Here is a 16,904-nt window from a genome sequence, read left to right as displayed (position 1 = left end):
TATTATTATTACAATAATACTTATAACAATAAGTTTGATAGTAGTATCAAACTTAAAAATAGAAGATTATAAACAGATTTTAGATAGTAGAAATCCATTTAAAGCTTTAAACACTTCGATGAAAAACTTGAAATTGTTCCCTAAAGTATATACTCTTATTAAAATCGAATGTATAGAAGTATTCGTGGGATCTATATGGATAGGCTCAGTCACACTAGCTTTTGTAAATGATTTTCTGAACATGACATCGGAGTGGTGGGGATATATAAATGCAGCTTATTATATTGGAAGTATATTAGGCTCTTTATTGGTTATCAAATATAGTAATAAGTTTAATAAAAACCCTTTATACACGATACTTGTAAGTATGATTTTATATGGAATTATTTTAATTATATATGGAAATATTAATATCTCCATTATTTCTTTAATTCTAGTAGTGATAATTGGCCCTATTCTTCAAACAAAGGACATCACACAAGAAAGTTATATTATAAATATAGTACCTGAAGAGCAATTATTAGAATTTTCAGCTCTAAAAAGTTCAATTATACAATTTTGTTTTATGATTTCAATTATATTAGTTGGAGGATTAGGTGAAATTATTCCAATTAACTATGTTTATACTATATCTGGAATAGTTACACTACTAACTGTTTTTTACTTCAAAAAATTCACAGACAAGTATTATGAAAATCAATAATTTATACTACTAATATTTTAAATGTAACACAATGGTAATTATGTTACATGATAATTATTTACTATTAAAAAAAGAGAACAAAATTAGTTCTCTTTTTTAATAGCAAATTTTACGTATAAATAATAATTTAAACATTAGACAGATAATACTCTATATGTTGTTGTGTTTTCACTCCAAATATTTTATAAGTAGTGTTAGAATGTATAATTTCAACAACTGGGCAAGCAGGGTATTTCCTCTCTTTAGAAATACGAAAATCATATTGTGCTTTTTCTGTATTTTTGACTAAGTTAGTAATTTGTTTTTCCATTAATAAACTAGCATAATGATTATCAGAATATAAGATTATATTAATTTTTTTCATATTTATCCCTCCAATAATCATAATCTTTTCTAATAAATCTTCCACTATAATTTTCTTCTGAAATAGGCATACCCACACCAGAGATACCAAGAATAGCTTCATCATCTATACTAATATTTAATAGTTTTTCAATACTTTCATCTCTTACAGCACCCAAATAAAAAGCTCCTAAGCTATAATTATTAGCCAATAAATAAAGGGTCTGACTTAAATGTCCAACATCTGTATAAACTGCCTTGTAAGCTCTGAATGTACTATATTTCCATGCTATTCTTTCAAGAACTGATGTATAAATAACAATAAAGTTGCACGTTTTCGCATGAACTTGATCTCCAGAAATGAATTGAGCTTCTTTTTTAAAATTTCCTTTATTAATCAAATAAAGAGAGTGCTCTGAAACATTATAATTATATATTCCTGAATCTAATCCTTCTACGTTATGAACAATAACATAAGTTTCTATAGAAGATCGTCCCCCTCCTGATGGAGAGGTTTTGTAAATACCCTTGCTACCGCTATTTGGATTCGCATATAATATGCCACCAAATGACAGGAATAGAATAGTAGAAAAGACATTTAAAGGTAAAATGTAATTTTCATCAAAGCTTCTTATAGTTTCACGATCCAATAGAGAATTTATTAAATTTTTTGATGCTTCATTAATTAATGGTTCAGGGAGTTCTATCTTGGTGCTATTATAATTCTTTACGATATTAGGTTGTTGTACGTTAATATCGTCAATTCTATTTTGTTCTACATATACATTTTCAAATTGTTCATTTTCATTTATTTTTGTATTAAAGTGATAGTATTCCACTGCTTTACCCCAATTTTTAAAATAAGGAAGCTCATTTTCGAGATTCTTTTTTACAATCCCTTCTCTTACGAGTACTTTAAGAATATTTGTATCAAAAGAATTTTTATTCATATAGTGAATAATATCCTTTTCATTTCTCCATATAGACAGATATTCCAATAATGGAATAAAATTTGTATTTATAGATTTTTGATTATGTATCTTATATTCATCCAATATAAAATTTCCATTTTTAAAAAAGAATACGATACTTTCTGAAATTTTATATCTATTCATTATTTTATTCCTCCATATTTAACTCTTTTTTTAGATATTGTAAGAAATTCTCTGAAATAGCTAGATCAGTTTTTAATTCAACCCATCTCCAATCTCCAATCGGGTTTACCTCTATAAAAATCCAAGTATTATCAATCAAGAAAAAATCAAAAGCACCATATTCAAGATTGAGTTTTTTCAGTAATTCAATACATTTAACACTTATTTCAAGTGGAATATCTATCTTATGTAGCTTAATACTTTTAATATCATCTGTATGCCAGTCCCCTTCTACTTTATTAATATGGACTGCACCAAAACATTTCTCATCAAAACAAGTTATTCTAACCTCTTGAGCATTGGTGATAATTTCTTGAAATATCAAGGGTGTATTTTCAATGTTTGAAATATTTCTTTTGTATTCTGTAGTCCCATACACTGCATTTAATACCCCTTCAGGAAACTCGTAAAAATGATGCTTTGACGACTTTATAAATACTTCTTCAGGAAGAAGTAATGTCTCTTGCAATAATTCTAAATTATTTGTAACTACTGTATTTGGTATATTCATTCCAATACTTTGAGCATAAATTAATTGTGTATATTTAGATGTTTCTAAAGAATAATGTGGATGGTTTATCCATTTTATGTCTTTTTTTAAGAAGAGATAATTTATAAAAGCCTTCCATTCATTTTTTAAATATGCTTTTTCTTTTTCGTTATTAGTACCATAATTAATTCCTTCTAGATTAAAATGTCTAAACCATATTAAATTAAAAGAACTCATATCGTATTCTTTCCCCTTATATAAGATACTTAGAGATGTATATTCATTATTAATGTTAAATTGAATTTTTGTATTTTTTATAAAGTACTCAATATCTAAACGTAAGTAATCTATATTATTATCTAGTAACTTAGGTATTAAATAATTTACTTCATCATCGTGAATTCTTGTTAGTATTAAAACTTTATTCTTCACCGTTTCTAATTCGAAATGTTTTTCAAATATCCTGAAATAATTATTTTTATAGTCCCAATCTTTAGAAAGGTCTTCCATTTTATAAGTTTGATTATTTCTACTAATTAAAAAATGATTCATTATAAGTTTGCACCCTTTCTGAATTTTCTGATAATATTATAATTAATTATAACATTAGAGGTGATTATATGAAAATAAACACTGCATTCTACTACTTATTAGCTGGAAGAATTCTTGCGAATATAGGTGACAGTTTATATTACATTCTTACAATGTGGCTAGTGTATGATATTACCAAAGATGCCTTTTATACAGGAATAATTAATGCCCTTATAATTACTCCAAAAATTATTCAATTTTTATATGGACCTATCATTGATCGTATTAATTTAAAGAAGGTTCTCATATATACTCAAATCATTCAATTTATATTAATACTAATTATTGCCACAATGAAATATTATGATTACTTAAATATCTATCTACTATTTATAGTTGTACCAATAGCTTCTCTTGTATCTGAATTTGGTTATCCAGCTCAAACTAGATTAATTCCAGAATTATTAAATAAAGATGATTTGGTTAAAGGTAATTCAATGATGGCTACAGCCAATCAAGGTGTCGACATTATATTTAATTCAATATCTGGAATATTAATAAGCATATTTTCTGTTACAATATTATATTTTAGTAATACCATATTCTTTTTATTAGCTTTTTTAATATTTTCTAAAATAAAATATACTTCGAAAAAAGATCATCAATTTCAGAAAGATAGATTAACTATTAAAAATTATTTACATTTGATTAAAGAAGGGTTTATTCTTGTAAAGAAATCATTACTATGGGTTTTAATTTTAGGATCGGCGACTATAAATTTTGCAATTGGAATGATATATACATTATTACCTATTTATGCTCATCAATATAATGACCCTAAAATTTATGGTTATTTACTTGCTTCTATGTCATGTGGTTTAATAATTGGGGCTATAATTAGTAACTATTTTAAAAAATATAAATTAGGACCTCTTTGTTACACTTCTTTTTTTATTTCATTTTGTTTATGGTGTTTAGCACCATTTTTCAATATGTATATATTCATTATTTTATTTTCAATGGGATGGATATCGATTGGATTATTAAATGTAATATTAGCATCTGCAAGTCAACAAGTTATTCCTAGAGATAAATTAGCAAGAGTAGATTCTATTAAATATAGTTTAGGAGTAATTACAATGCCTGTAGGAGGAGTGGTCGGCGGAATGGTTACAAAATATATTTCAGTTGAGTTTTCATTCATCTTATCTTCAATCTTCTTTCTATTTATATCACTTTTGTGGATATTACATAAAGATTTAAGGATTCTTCCATCTCAACTTGATTTAAAGAGTACCCATCTAAAAATAGAGTAATGATAAAAGCCATTTGTTAATTAAAACAAATGGCTTTTATCATTATTCTTATTAATCATCTTTTTTGTTTACAATTTCGTGCATGCGTTCTTCATACTCATTTAAATACTCTTTAAATAATTCGATGTTTTTATTCTCCATAAATTACACCTCCAAATATTTAAGATAATTACATATTACATTATTCAGAATAATCTGTCAATATTTTTATATCAATTCATCATGTAACACAATTACAATTATGTTACATGGTAAACCCCGACAGAAAAGGGGTTTATTTTTACGACTTAAATAATGTATCATAATGATATTAATATATACATTATATGTATCATATAGGAGTGATTTTGATGAATAGCGTGGAACCGATTCGGGACGTAAAAAAGATACAGGAGATGAAAGAGGCACTGGCTTACTATGGATCAGAGCGAGACGTTTTTTTATTTAATCTCGGGATTAACTGTGGCCTGAGAGTGGGCGATATGTTGGGATTGAAGAAAAAAGATGTTAAGAACTATACAATCAAGCTCAGAGAACAGAAGACCCGTAAACAGAAACAAATCCCCCTTTATCATCTAAAGGAGGATATTGATCGTTATATTCAGTTCCTGGAGGATGAAGATTATCTGTTTAAAAGCAATAAACTTGATTCTGATGGCAATGATAAACCGATTAGCCGTGTACAAGCCTATAGAATCCTAAATCATTCAGCAAAAGCAATCGGTTTAAGTGAAATCGGCACTCATTCTATGCGTAAGACCTTTGGTTACCATTACTACAAGAAAACGAAGGATGTCGCTTTGTTGATGGATCTGTTTAATCATTCTTCACAGTCTGTGACTTTAAGGTATATTGGAATAAATCAAGATGTTATGAATGAATCTATTATTAAAATAATGAAAAGTATATACAATTAAAATTCGTCTATATAACCCAATTAATATTTATTAGGTTATATAGACGAATTTTAAATTGTAATGTTCTTATATACACATATTTTAAAATATATGATATTATAAAATAAAACAGAACACATGTTCGTTATTTTGTACGAAAATAGAACAAACATTCTATTTTAGGAGGGGATTTTTTTGAAAAATTTATTAGTAAATTTTTTGAATTTATATCAAGATAAAAATCTACTAGATCCAATAGTGCGTCAACGTTATTTTCATGAATTTATGTTTTCTATAAAAATTAAATCGTATATGTCTAAGTTGATAGCTCATTTTTCATATGATTTAGAAAGAAAGCTAAGAAATATTGATGATAATGAAATATTTATCGGTGATGATTCTTTACTGAATCATCATATAGAAAATATTTCTTTTGAAGAAGATATCTATGATCTTCTAGCTTGTGACAATTGGAAAACTACTTTAGATAAATTGAGTACTCCATCCAAAAAGATTTTAAAATTAAAATATACTAAGAATTTATCTAATAATGATATCTCAATCATTTTAAATACTTCTCCACAAAATGTATCAAATATACACCTAAGAACACTTAAATACTTAAGAAGCCATTTGAAAGGATGTTATCTCTAACATGGAAAAATGCGATGTAATTTTGAATAAAAATGATATGTTGGCTTGTTTCGACAAAAAAATAAATAAGCATATCTACCATACAAAACATAAAGATGACACTAAACAAAATATATCTTTAAAAATGATAGAGAAATTTGATGTTTTGTATAAAAATCATCATGTAAATTTTAATGATTGGTTATGTGATAAGGAGGGGATTTGTACTGATGAAGAAAGACAACTTACAATATATTCACTACTTACAGAGATTAAAGCGAATAAGAAATGAATTATGTTGTCAATGTGCAGAATATGACGGTTTGATTTATAATCAGAGCATTGACATAATTTTAGCAATCGACCATTCAATCACTGAAATTATACAAGAAATTAAAAAAACTGACTGATTTAAATATCAGTCAGTTTTTTTAATTTTTCAATAATACTTGAATATTCTATTTTTATATTTTTGATTTTTAATTCTTGGATTATGAGTGCAATTAGACCCGTAATAATCGCAGTAGATAAAGAAGTTCCATTTGAAAGAGCATAATCATTTTGTGGAATAGCTATTGGTATATTCTCTCCTAGCATGTAAACGTCTATATTATAATCTTTTCTGCTAAAATTACTGATTTCTCCTTTCTCATTTAAAGAGCCTACTTGTATAACACCTTTATAAGATGCAGGATACATTTTTATATTTTCTTTAATGTTATTACCGTTAGGAGCTACCATAATGACATTTTTTCTATATAAATATTCTATTTTTTGTTGTATTCCTTTGTCATATAACGCAGTTCCAATACTAAGATTGATAATATCAAATCTTACCTTTTTAGAATCTATAAGATAGATTATCTCTCCTAATTTTTGATCCAATAGCTTATATGATTTGTCATTATTACATTTATTAAATATATCAAACAAATATATTGTACTCTTTGGTGCTATTGCTAAAACTTTAGATGTTCGACCATTGATAATGCTGACTATACTTGTCCCATGAAAAGTATTTGATGTACATTCTTTATTGCTATCCTCATAAATTTTAGCATGCAAAAATTCTTTATGAAATTTGTCAATACCACTATCAATCACAGCGATGTTTATATTTTGTCCTAACATTCCCCTATCATGATACATTCTCTTTATTTTCTTTAATTCTTTTAAATCCATCCTTTCTCCTCCTTTGAATATAAAAGAGAAAAATATTTATTATTTTAAAGTTTAATAAATTAAAAAATATTCTCTTTTAATATTGAGGAGGTGAAATAATGAGTGAAAATAAAAATGGTTACTGGGATGATTGTATTCCTCAAGCTGACTTGGTATGTTCTAAAAATTTTAGCTGTTGTCACAAAAAAGGATGTCCAGGACTTTATAAAGTTTTAAGTTCAGGGAAATTAGCTTTTCAAAATGAATGTTGTTAAAAACAAAAAAGGAGATGTTTTGCATGGAAGGTTATGGAATTAAAAAAGTTTATTTATCTACAACAAATGAAAAATCACTAAATGATATCGAAAAAGAAGTTTTAAATAATCTCGAAAGAGTAACGGAAGTTAATTATACAAACTTTAAAAATATTGATAAGTCAGTAAAATCAGAAATTCACTTTGATAATTCAGATGAATTATATATTGCGAATACAAAAATTTTAAACATCGCAGAAAATATTAAATTAGCTATTATGACTTTTGAAAATAAAATAAATGATTCTTTTGTACAGTTACTAGTGCATAACAAGAATCAACAAAAAGTAACAACATATATAAATAACAAAAAAATTGCATCATATAATCAAGACGCACCTACTCTAAATAATGTGTTTTTAAAAGAATATGATGAATACGACTATCAAGAAGATATTTTACCTCAAATAAGTGTCCCTTGTATTCAAAATGGTTGTTGTACTTTTGGAAGTATGAAATTTAAATGGTGTGGTGCAGGGTGTGGCAGTGGTACACCGATTAATTCATTAGACACTTGTTGTCGTTCGCATGACTATTGTTATGGTAGTTATAAATCATACCCAGATAGATGCACTTGCGATAAAACATTAATTGATTGTGCTGCTAGTACATCTAATGGATACAAGCATCTTATTACTGGAACATTTGTTGCAAAACGACTTGCGATGGGTTGTTAGTATAGAAAATATTGAGAAACAAATAATATATTTGTTTCTCAATATTATGCAATGAGGAAAGAAAACATAACAGAAATGACAAATACTATTATTGGTATTAGTCCAACGATAATCAATATTATTGATATAGCTTTATTTTTCTCAATTATTCCAAAAATAACTCCTATTACTGAGCATATCAATGAAACATATAAAAATTTATCTGATATTTCTATGCTATCACTTGATGGTGAAATAACTACTAAGATATATAAAATATAAGATGTAATACTGAAAACTAAACTAATGATTTTATTCAAATTAATTTCCCCCTAATATGGAGATATCGCCAAGTGGTTAAGGCATTGGTCTGCAAAACCAATATCATCGGTTCAAATCCGATTATCTCCTTTTATTTATGCATATTATATCATTTCGCTTTATAATCAAATACTTTTTATATTTAATTTGATATTTATCTAAATAAGTTATACAATTTAGATAACTTAATTGAACGTAAAAAGAACATTCAGCATTAATAACTGCTTCCAACAGTTATTAATCGCTCACCGATCCCTAACATCGGCAAACACTTTAGAATGTTCCTTCTAACTTTTCATTTGATATCTATATGTTACTCAATAGAGTAAGTTTAGTCAACAAAATGATATCATTTTAAAGATAAAAGGATATTTTTAGACGTAAGTCAAGAGAGTGTAAGCCGTTGATAAGAAACGGTTTGCACTCTTTTTTCGTTCCTATCAAAAAACTGAAAAGGAATGATATCACATGGCTTACATCATGAACGATTTTGACAACAATTTTGAAACAATCATCGCAATGGATCGCACGGTTGAACGATACAACCGTCACCTTAAAGAGACTGAATATCGTGTTTTAAACGTTTTAAAACAACACAGCTTAAAAGTGATTGGTTTTTCTCACTTAAAACTTCAGACTATCGCAGACCTTTTACATATCAGCAAGAAAACAGTCTATCGCACCTTAAAAAATCTTGATGAAAAAGGTTATATCACGAAGATTCATACGGTCAGTGGTAAACGTAAAAATAACGGCGCATTAGTCTTCAGAATCAATACCTATACACAATATGAAGTCATCCGAGAAAAAAATGTCCACGCTAAAATGTCCACGCTTAATCAGGTAATCAAGACCGGAAAAGAGCTGTCACAACAGGCGTTACAACATGTTCACGCAAAAAAGGAAACTATATTCTTTTTAAATCTATTAAATATCTTTTTAAGTAACAAAAAACGTTTAAATAAAACACATTCTAAAGTGTTATATCACAACATTAAAAACTCAGATATCCGTGTCAAACCGATGGAAGTGCCTGACGCAATTTACAACGTCGCAAAGCCTTTTTTTAGTGATGAGAAAATTCTGTCCCTGTATAAAGTCATGCTGAAAGAAACCATTGGTAACAACATTTATGACACTGAAGATCACATTGAAATCATGATTTATGCGATACAATCTCTTGTTAAAGCGAAGAAAAAAGAATTTAATGGACTGGCATCTAAGATTAAAAACGACAGAGCGTACTATATCGGCATTTTACGTGAGTATATTGGACAACATTATTTTGTCTATAATGCTGTCATTTAGTCATCATTGTAAATAAAGCGTATCGTGCTCTTTCTGTAGTTTTTGAACACGTTCGAGAAAATCTTTTTCTGTCTGTGGATTTTGAATCTGTTGTCGAATCTGATAACGCACGTTGTTATAATCTTGTGCTGTCAGCTGACTGTATTCAGACACACTGAGATGTTCCAGTTGAATCTTCCGAATAAGATTGTCACCAATACGCTTTTCATAGATGGCTAAATACTCGCTATGTTTATTCATGAGTGCTTTTCGTTTCTCACGATCATCAATTCGATTGATTTTCTGTTGAGCGACTGAAAAATGACGATGGGTTACATGTTTTTTTACGGTTGTGTTGAAATCCAAAAATCCTTTATTCACCAAATTATCCAAATAGCTTTCAGCTACTTTGTACTGTTCATTTACTTTTTGAACGTGGAGATGTTGCTGGTAAAACGGTAACGGTGATAAGGGTGTCCATGTACTGATGGTGATACCGATGATAAAAATGATCAGTGATAAAGGCACTGTAAATCGTAATGATCTGAGATGATCTATCTGGCTTGAAAGCCACAATAATATCCCAAATAGACACAAAGCAATGATACAGACAGGCATCACATAATATAAAAATGTGAACATACTAATGCATTCCTATTACGAGATAATAGATAATAAATATCACAAAAATGAGACTGATGATGACCGGTACATAATTCAAAAAGATTTTTGACTTTAGATAACCTTTATTTAGTTCTTGTTGGTAGCTATCCATCTCAGATTTTAAATCACGTTTTATATCGGATAAAACGGTTTGTTTCATCTTTTTAGCGTTCAAGTCCACCTCGGTCATGTTGTCTATTTTGTTTTGACTTAACTGAATGGTCTTTTGAAGTTCTGTCTTGAGTACTTTGTTTTCGTTGATGGCTGTGTTCATCTCTTGTTCTAGGTTCTCGTTGTGTTTTTTCATTTTCTTCATCTCTGATACGAGTGTTAAGTACTCTTTCTGCATACTGTTGAATACTGTCTCTGCTTTCTGGTATTTCAATGTCAGCCGTTCTACCTGCTGGGCTAGGTGTGAATCCTGATTGTTGTTGTTTAAATTGTTCGTAAGATTTGCGTTCTTGCTCCAATCCGTATTTGATTCCCTCGGCACCATAATCAACTCCTAAATTTTTTTCACGTGTCACACGTTTCTTGCCATCCTGATCGATAAAATCATATGAAAAACGGATAATTTGTTGCTTCTGATTGAACCTCTCCCTTATGTTTACACCTAAATCGGTTAAATGCGCTCTAAAGTGCTCTAAATCGAAATGAAGGCTATCCTTTGTTTTTTCGAAGGCTTTGTCTATTCTGTCTCGTAAATCATCTTTCCATATATATTGCCCTTTATCCTTGAGTTTCTGTTCTTTAATCGTAACCGATGTGCCACGTTCTTTATTTTTCTCGATCACAGGGTAGCCGTGTTCCCTTACAATGGCATCATTAATCCGTTCGACAATCTTCTTTTCCTGATAACAATGATATTTATGGCCATCTTCTAAATTTACAGCGTTAAACACAATATGATTATGATAATTGTTCGTATTACCATGTGTATAGACGACAGCCTGAAAGCCACCACCAAGTTCTTGATTCAGCCGTTCGGCCAGTTCATATCCCATCTGATTCACTTCAAAAGGATCAATGTCACGGCCTTTAAAGGACTGTTCAATGAGATGTGCTTGAATGTCTTTGCCTTCGTCCTTTGCTTTGTTGAACGCTTTCCTGACAACACCAAACTCATATTCAGCGTTACTCGGATCACAGTTAATGCCAGACATCGCAATACACTTCTTTTCGGATGTGTCTTTGTCCTTACCATCACGACCGTATTTAATCGATGCCGTCGCACTTTTAGACGAAGCTACTTTAGTTTGTGCCATATCTGATGCACCTCACTCTGTAGCATTTCGAATTCTTGTTTTAATGCATTGAATTCCTCAGTCAGTTTTTTAACCTCATTCATTTCATGTTGTCCTAAAAAGGATTCTCTTGATAAGATTTTTAAGGCACGTGTCGATTGATTCATATTATTACCGACACGACTGATTTCTCCTGAAAGCTTTGAAAGTGGAGGTAAGATACTCTGAATATCCTCTGACTTCATTAATGGTCGATGTATCTTACCTCCTAATGCGCGCGCCTTTAAATATGATGTGATGTTCAAGTTGGCACTTGAAGCTGTACCAGCAATCACATCATATTCATCTGCGTTCACTCGAAAAGAAATAATCTTTGATTTTTTCTTTGTCTCACTCACTTGTTCGTCCCTCCATTCTGTAAAAAATATCTCATATCCATTCGTCATTTTTTACGCCACTCCGTTCCGAAGTGATGTGATGTATCGGTTCAGACTGTTCCCTATTCGGTCACAGCCATTCACACGATTGTTGTAAATCAAAATGACTCACTATGCGCTCACATTTGAGATTAACAACAGCCATCACATCACAAGAACACAAAACATTTATGTCCAATTGTTCTATCACTACGCTTATCTCAATTATACCATAAATTGTACAAAAAATGTTTTGGTCAAGCAGTGCGAATGTATACATTTGCTTCGCAAAGTCTCATTCATCTACTTGTAAGGGAAAAGTGTTTCCCTTAACCCTTTCGTTTTATATCATCGTCTATTTCTTCGAAATATACAGATGATATAAAATACAAAAATCCATCCAAACATCATGTGATGTTTGGATGGATTTTTGTAGAAAACCTCACCGAATTGATTGGATTAATCTGACTCCTTTCGTCACCCTCATCCAATCCATTCGATCCAAAATATACTGCATACCAGTATCTTTTGTAAGACTGGTTATTAAAGTTTAGCCCTTCGTTCTAAACTTTAATAACCAGTTCGTTAACCCCTTTAAATCATTAATATGCCAGTAGCCTCTTGAATCATCCATTGCATCCGCAATGGCATTTAAATTCTTTTTTAACTGATTCAGTTCATTCTGAACAGTATTGAATTGATTCTGATCAACCCCTGAATGATTTTTATGCTCAATCACATAATTCTTCTTAAATTCATCTAGTGAGATAAATTTACCGTTCTCTTTTCTTGGAAAGTCTTTACCAAAGACTTCTTTTAATATCTGAAGTGCTTTTTTATCTTTTTCACGCTTTTCTTTTAATAGTTGTTTCTTTTTTTCTTCTAACGCTTGAAGTTCTTTTTCATAATCAATATTTGTCATGACATATCCTCCTGATGTTTATCGTTATCCTTATTATGCCACTCGTTTTTACGTAATAAAAAGAATAAGCTAAGCTACCTAGAAGAAATCATAGTAATTCGATATAATGAGTAAGCCGTCTTTACTTCCATAGGCGAGATCTTATGGAAGGAGGTGATCTCCATGGACTATATCCTTGTAAATATAGTTGCGCCGATTATTGTCGGTGTCGTCCTTGCGTTGTTTTCTCACTGGTTAGATCAACGTAAGTCGTAAGACGGCATACCAGCACCTAAAAAACCCCCTAACTGTTCCAGCAGTCAGGGGGTTCGGTGTTTCCATGGAACTAATCCTTGTTGGGTTCATTATATCTCATTTAGTTTTCTTTGTAAAACTAATCAAGTACATAGACATACTTAATCGCATGTTTAAAAATCGTTAATTCTTTGCCATCTTCTGTTTCAATAATTACTTCATAAGGCGGTACCCATAATAATGTACCTGTCACAGCTTTACCATCTTTAAAAACAACTTTAATTTTCTCTCCCTTACGATGATAAAAACCAAACTTTTTCTTTTTTTCTTCTCTATTCTCTTCAGACATTTCATCACCTCATATCAGTATTTTTATACACCTATTATATATGATTTTACTGGATTTATACACTGATTATATAACTAACTATACGATTTGTATAATTAGTTACATAATTCGTATAACTTTATGTATAAGTTTAACAATATCAAGTATAATAAGCGTATAAGATGATATATGAAACGTAAAAGGAGCGTAAAAATGGTTTATTCACTTAAAGAGCTGTCAGAAAAGCTATCTGTAACTAAAATGACTGTTTTGAATCATGCGAAGAGATTAGATATAGAATTAGAGAAAGTAGATAATGCACTAATTATCACTAATGAACAAGCATTGAAGATAGGAGAGAGTATTAACAATCAAAAACCAATAGATGAAAAATTAAATTTAGAAACTATTTTTGACGTCATAGATCAAGATATTGAAAATAATGATAATCAAGAGGAGATTAAAGAGAGAGAATTACAAAGTGATATAGTTAATCTATTGAAGCAACAATTAGAAGATAAAGAAAAGCAGATATCCTTTTTAGAAAGTCAAATGAATGTTAAAGACAATCAAATTAATAAGTTAAATGAAACATTAGATAATCAACAGAAATTATTACATAATCAACAATCACTAGCATTGCAAAGTAATGATAAAATAGAAAAATTAGAAACAAAGCTACAAGGATTGACATCAGATAGTAGACATAGCAAGGATGTGTCAAAAGGACACTTCCAAGAAAATAAGAATTTAAATGATAATAAGGTTAATGATTTTTATAAAGATTTAAAAGAAGATAAGTCTAAAAATAGTACCGGTTTTTTTAGTAAATTATTTGGAAAGTAATCATCGATACCGGAAAATGAGACTTTCTTTGATGTTTAGAGTATTGACAAGTGGATCCGATGAGTTAATTAATGAGAGTTATAAAGATGTAACAAAAAGTTTAAATAATGAAAGAGATATACCAGAACAAAAACAAATTTCTTTTTTTTAGTAGATTTTTAAAAGATAAATAATATATATTTGAAAAATTCAGAATATTGATATAGTATATAATTGTACATTATTATTTAGGAGGGATACTATGAAAACTTTAGATAGAGATTGGAAAGAAAGCATTTTTGAACCTGTTATGTTCGCTGACGAACAAAAATGGAAATAATAATTAACAGCCGTTTGAAATTGTTCAGACGGCTGTTATCTTTGGAGGAAAATTTATATGTTCAAATCTACAGATAATATTGACTTATACAACAAAGAGATGGACTTATTAATAGAAATTGATAGTATTTTAAAAAAGAATAACTTTAGTAATATAAACGAAACTAAAGAAAACATAGGAAAAATCCTAAAAATATCAAGTAAAATCTCTCATCCTATTGTAGCAGAGCAGTTATTTGGTATTACAGCTAGTTTCCCAAACAGTTATGTTCGATCAAAATTATTAAAATTTGTTGAATCATGGATTCCATATGAATCAGCAGTAGAAGCAGTGGTAAAAATAACTCATGATCCTGATGATATGGTATCATTTGAAGCTATGACGATATGTGGAAACGAAAAAATAGAACTATCAATACCATATCTAAATAATATAGTTGGAAAAGTGAGTAACAGACATAATCCTGGTAAACCAGTAGGTATGGGTGCCCAGATTGTAGTTAATACATTGTTAAACATATTTGATTATAAAGATGAACAAAATTTAATATCAAGAGAAGATTATTTTAATAATCATATGAAATTAGAAGATAACTATATTCTAAAATTAGACATTGATAATGATATTAAAGAAGCATTCAAAAAACTTGATGAACCTAATATGATTTATATAGAGGAAGGGTATTTTGATTATGGGATTTCAGAAAATGAAATAGAATTTAAAGATTTTAAGTGGGATGATAATGGTATTAAACAAAAAGTTTGGATTCCAGCTTATTATATTGATGAATATCCAGTTACTAATAAAGAATATGATGAGTTTTGTGATTTTGTCGAAGAATATGGACATATATTTTGTCATCCTAATGAACCTAAAAATAAAAACCATAGAAGAAATACATATTATGATTCAAGATATCCACTTGATGCACCTGTATCTGGAATTGATTTTTATGATGCATACGCCTATGCACGTTGGAAAGGTAAAACATTACCATCAGAATTTCAGTGGGAAAAAGCTGCCAAAGGAACTGATAATAATATATGGCCATGGGGAGAAACGTTTGATAAAGAAAAAGTTTGGTTTTCGGGAAATATGTTGAATAAAGATATCAGTTCTGTAACAGATTGGCATAATAAATTAATAGAGCATTATTACAGTCAAAGTGTAGCTAAAAGAAGTGAAGAGGTTAATGTCATCAGGAATATTTCTTCATATGGAGTAAAAAATATGACAGGTGGAAGTTGGGAATGGACTAAGAGTGACTACTTTACAAGAAGACAATTTCATCCAGGTTATAGTAATGATCACTTAAAATTCAATAGATATAGTGTTTTAAAGGGGGGATCTTTTTTCTCACATCCAGGTTTAATGTATTCTGCTTTTAGAGGAAAAGATATCCCATTCTGTAGACATGACGAAATGGGTTTTAGATGTGTAAAAGAGATACCTGTCCATCTACTTAGAAAATGCCATAAAAAACCTATAGAAAATAAGGCTATTTATTAATATGGTATTTAGTACTAATTATGTAATAGTTCTGATAGTTCAACTTCTCACAAACTTAGCATTTTCTTTTTATACAATGGGCGTTACTTATTTTGTATATACAACTACGCATTCAGTATTCTATTCCAGCCTGATAACATTTTTAAGCTTATTTTCAAGAATTTTATCAGGCTTATCTATTAATATTGTATCTTCATTAATCAAAATCAAGAAGCTATTGATTTTTACTACTTTTCTTCAAATAATTTTTACTATAATTATATTTTTTTTAATTCATTTTGAGTCATTAATATTATTGTATGTATTTATAGCGTTATTGTCATATACAACTGGGTTTTTTAATCCAATCAAATCCTTATTACTAAAGAAAATTTTGGATAAAGAAATTATGACTAAAGGATTATCTATCATTAGTAGTTTAGACCAAACACTGTCTCTACTAGGATGGATAGCTGGAGGATGGTTAATTAGCATTGTTGGATATAAAAATATTATTATTATTACAATAATACTTATAACAATAAGTTTGATAGTAGTATCAAACTTAAAAATAGAAGATTATAAACAGATTTTAGATAGTAGAAATCCATTTAAAGCTTTAAACACTTCGATGAAAAAC

The 16,904-nt window shown here is 29.2% G+C and carries 22 protein-coding genes and 1 tRNA gene; 13 read left to right on the top strand and 10 right to left on the bottom strand.

Annotated features, from left to right (window positions below; genetic code table 11):
* Nucleotides 1–703 (top strand): MFS transporter (locus ERX37_RS11500; protein WP_165982048.1); only part of this gene is annotated, 703 nt, incomplete at its 5' end.
* Nucleotides 704–830: 127 nt separating this feature from the next.
* Here ERX37_RS11500 and ERX37_RS11105 read toward each other — a convergent pair.
* From ERX37_RS11105 to ERX37_RS11095, 3 genes are read right to left on the bottom strand one after another with little or no spacing between them, the layout of a single operon-like run.
* A complete protein-coding gene (locus ERX37_RS11105) occupies nt 831–1,067 on the bottom strand; it encodes a hypothetical protein (protein WP_133430738.1) in 237 nt (78 codons plus the stop codon).
* Nucleotides 1,054–2,160, bottom strand: coding sequence for a SagB/ThcOx family dehydrogenase (locus tag ERX37_RS11100; RefSeq protein WP_133430737.1), 1,107 nt, complete (start codon nt 2,158–2,160; stop codon nt 1,054–1,056). The genes ERX37_RS11105 and ERX37_RS11100 overlap by 14 nt, the downstream gene beginning before the upstream one ends.
* Nucleotides 2,161–2,164: 4 nt before the next feature.
* Nucleotides 2,165–3,241 (bottom strand): ATP-grasp domain-containing protein, encoded by a 1,077-nt coding sequence (locus ERX37_RS11095; protein ID WP_133430736.1) that lies wholly within the window; start codon nt 3,239–3,241, stop codon nt 2,165–2,167.
* A 68-nt stretch (nt 3,242–3,309) separates the two neighbouring features.
* Here ERX37_RS11095 and ERX37_RS11090 point away from each other — a divergent pair, with 68 nt between their 5' ends.
* The 4 genes from ERX37_RS11090 to ERX37_RS11075 all read left to right on the top strand — a co-directional run bounded on the left by ERX37_RS11090 (nt 3,310) and on the right by ERX37_RS11075 (nt 6,357).
* Nucleotides 3,310–4,536, top strand: coding sequence for an MFS transporter (locus ERX37_RS11090; RefSeq protein WP_133430735.1), 1,227 nt, complete (start codon nt 3,310–3,312; stop codon nt 4,534–4,536).
* Between the two features lie 350 nt (nt 4,537–4,886).
* The gene (locus ERX37_RS11085) at nt 4,887–5,453 is read left to right on the top strand and encodes a tyrosine-type recombinase/integrase (RefSeq protein ID WP_133430734.1); all 567 of its coding nucleotides are present in this window, start codon (nt 4,887–4,889) and stop codon (nt 5,451–5,453) included.
* A 174-nt stretch (nt 5,454–5,627) separates the two neighbouring features.
* Complete coding sequence (locus ERX37_RS11080) at nt 5,628–6,086, top strand: sigma-70 family RNA polymerase sigma factor (RefSeq protein WP_133430733.1); 459 nt, start codon at nt 5,628–5,630, stop codon at nt 6,084–6,086.
* A gap of 1 nt (nt 6,087) precedes the next feature.
* Nucleotides 6,088–6,357: a hypothetical protein gene (locus ERX37_RS11075; RefSeq protein WP_101035969.1), complete on the top strand. Its 270-nt coding sequence runs from the start codon at nt 6,088–6,090 to the stop codon at nt 6,355–6,357.
* 119 nt (nt 6,358–6,476) lie between these two features.
* Here ERX37_RS11075 and ERX37_RS11070 read toward each other — a convergent pair whose 3' ends face one another.
* Nucleotides 6,477–7,247 carry a S8 family peptidase gene (locus tag ERX37_RS11070; protein WP_133430732.1) on the bottom strand — a complete coding sequence of 257 codons (771 nt, stop codon included), beginning with the start codon at nt 7,245–7,247 and terminating at the stop codon, nt 6,477–6,479.
* A 98-nt stretch (nt 7,248–7,345) separates the two neighbouring features.
* Between ERX37_RS11070 and ERX37_RS11495 the strand changes: the two genes are divergently transcribed.
* Nucleotides 7,346–7,501: a hypothetical protein gene (locus ERX37_RS11495; RefSeq protein WP_157819725.1), complete on the top strand. Its 156-nt coding sequence runs from the start codon at nt 7,346–7,348 to the stop codon at nt 7,499–7,501.
* Between the two features lie 23 nt (nt 7,502–7,524).
* Complete coding sequence (locus tag ERX37_RS11065) at nt 7,525–8,217, top strand: phospholipase A2 family protein (protein WP_101035967.1); 693 nt, start codon at nt 7,525–7,527, stop codon at nt 8,215–8,217.
* 44 nt (nt 8,218–8,261) lie between these two features.
* On the opposite strand, the gene ERX37_RS11490 is transcribed toward ERX37_RS11065, so the two are convergent.
* Nucleotides 8,262–8,516 (bottom strand): hypothetical protein, encoded by a 255-nt coding sequence (locus ERX37_RS11490; RefSeq protein ID WP_101041028.1) that lies wholly within the window; start codon nt 8,514–8,516, stop codon nt 8,262–8,264.
* 19 nt (nt 8,517–8,535) lie between these two features.
* On the opposite strand from ERX37_RS11490, the gene ERX37_RS11055 reads away from it, so the two are divergent.
* Together ERX37_RS11055 and ERX37_RS11050 are read left to right on the top strand one after the other, a co-directional pair.
* Nucleotides 8,536–8,607, top strand: a tRNA-Cys gene (locus tag ERX37_RS11055).
* Nucleotides 8,608–8,985: 378 nt separating this feature from the next.
* On the top strand, nt 8,986–9,825 hold the full coding sequence (locus tag ERX37_RS11050) for a helix-turn-helix transcriptional regulator (RefSeq protein WP_133430731.1): 840 nt from the start codon (nt 8,986–8,988) through the stop codon (nt 9,823–9,825).
* Between the two features lie 3 nt (nt 9,826–9,828).
* Here ERX37_RS11050 and ERX37_RS11045 read toward each other — a convergent pair whose 3' ends face one another.
* The 4 genes from ERX37_RS11045 to ERX37_RS11030 all read right to left on the bottom strand — a co-directional run bounded on the left by ERX37_RS11045 (nt 9,829) and on the right by ERX37_RS11030 (nt 13,049).
* On the bottom strand, nt 9,829–10,446 hold the full coding sequence (locus ERX37_RS11045) for a hypothetical protein (RefSeq protein WP_133430730.1): 618 nt from the start codon (nt 10,444–10,446) through the stop codon (nt 9,829–9,831).
* Between the two features lie 185 nt (nt 10,447–10,631).
* Nucleotides 10,632–11,732, bottom strand: a complete 1,101-nt coding sequence (locus ERX37_RS11040; protein WP_133430729.1) for a relaxase/mobilization nuclease domain-containing protein — start codon at nt 11,730–11,732, stop codon at nt 10,632–10,634.
* Nucleotides 11,714–12,157 (bottom strand): plasmid mobilization protein, encoded by a 444-nt coding sequence (locus ERX37_RS11485; RefSeq protein WP_229713258.1) that lies wholly within the window; start codon nt 12,155–12,157, stop codon nt 11,714–11,716. The genes ERX37_RS11040 and ERX37_RS11485 overlap by 19 nt, the downstream gene beginning before the upstream one ends.
* Nucleotides 12,158–12,677: 520 nt before the next feature.
* Complete coding sequence (locus ERX37_RS11030) at nt 12,678–13,049, bottom strand: hypothetical protein (protein WP_133430728.1); 372 nt, start codon at nt 13,047–13,049, stop codon at nt 12,678–12,680.
* A gap of 162 nt (nt 13,050–13,211) precedes the next feature.
* Between ERX37_RS11030 and ERX37_RS11025 the strand changes: the two genes are divergently transcribed.
* Nucleotides 13,212–13,304, top strand: coding sequence for a type I toxin-antitoxin system Fst family toxin (locus ERX37_RS11025; RefSeq protein WP_115113453.1), 93 nt, complete (start codon nt 13,212–13,214; stop codon nt 13,302–13,304).
* A 118-nt stretch (nt 13,305–13,422) separates the two neighbouring features.
* Here the strand turns inward: ERX37_RS11025 and ERX37_RS11020 are convergent, their stop codons facing one another.
* Nucleotides 13,423–13,632 (bottom strand): hypothetical protein, encoded by a 210-nt coding sequence (locus ERX37_RS11020; RefSeq protein ID WP_133430727.1) that lies wholly within the window; start codon nt 13,630–13,632, stop codon nt 13,423–13,425.
* Between the two features lie 192 nt (nt 13,633–13,824).
* Here ERX37_RS11020 and ERX37_RS11015 point away from each other — a divergent pair, with 192 nt between their 5' ends.
* The 3 genes from ERX37_RS11015 to ERX37_RS11005 all read left to right on the top strand — a co-directional run.
* Nucleotides 13,825–14,457 carry a DUF536 domain-containing protein gene (locus tag ERX37_RS11015; RefSeq protein ID WP_165982047.1) on the top strand — a complete coding sequence of 211 codons (633 nt, stop codon included), beginning with the start codon at nt 13,825–13,827 and terminating at the stop codon, nt 14,455–14,457.
* 376 nt (nt 14,458–14,833) lie between these two features.
* Nucleotides 14,834–16,285, top strand: coding sequence for an SUMF1/EgtB/PvdO family nonheme iron enzyme (locus tag ERX37_RS11010; protein ID WP_133430725.1), 1,452 nt, complete (start codon nt 14,834–14,836; stop codon nt 16,283–16,285).
* 1 nt (nt 16,286) lies between these two features.
* Nucleotides 16,287–16,904: MFS transporter (locus ERX37_RS11005; RefSeq protein WP_133430724.1), on the top strand; the 618-nt coding region annotated here is incomplete at its 3' end.

It is taken from the genome of Macrococcus hajekii (assembly GCF_004359505.1).
Lineage (GTDB): Bacteria > Bacillota > Bacilli > Staphylococcales > Staphylococcaceae > Macrococcus > Macrococcus hajekii.
Note: the sequence above shows the minus strand (reverse complement) of the source record. Positions and strands in the feature narration are given on the sequence as shown.